The 255-nt window shown below is 64.7% G+C and carries 1 protein-coding gene; it reads right to left on the reverse strand.

From position 1 onward, the window contains the following. Positions 1 to 255: TolC family protein (locus JNB88_RS33335; RefSeq protein WP_220359185.1), on the reverse strand; the 255-nt coding region annotated here is incomplete at both ends.

Below are 255 nucleotides of genomic sequence, written 5' to 3' on the forward strand. Positions count from 1 at the left end.
CGGCACCGGCCTCGAGCTGGAACTGGGTCAGCTCGTAGGTTTCCTGGCGCGACTTCAGGTTGGCGCGCGACAGCGCCAGGCGCTCCTGGAAGAAGCGCAGGTTGATGTAGGAGTTCACCAGATCCTGAATGTAGGTGAGCTTGGCGACATCGGCGCTGGAATAGGCCGCGTCAAGGCTGGCCTGGGCGCTTTCCTTCGAGCGGCGGTACTGGCCGAACAGATCCAGCAGCCAGGAGACGGCGACATCGCCGCCGC

This window comes from Rhizobium cauense (assembly GCF_019511525.1).
GTDB classification, from domain to species: Bacteria; Pseudomonadota; Alphaproteobacteria; order Rhizobiales; family Rhizobiaceae; genus Rhizobium; species Rhizobium cauense.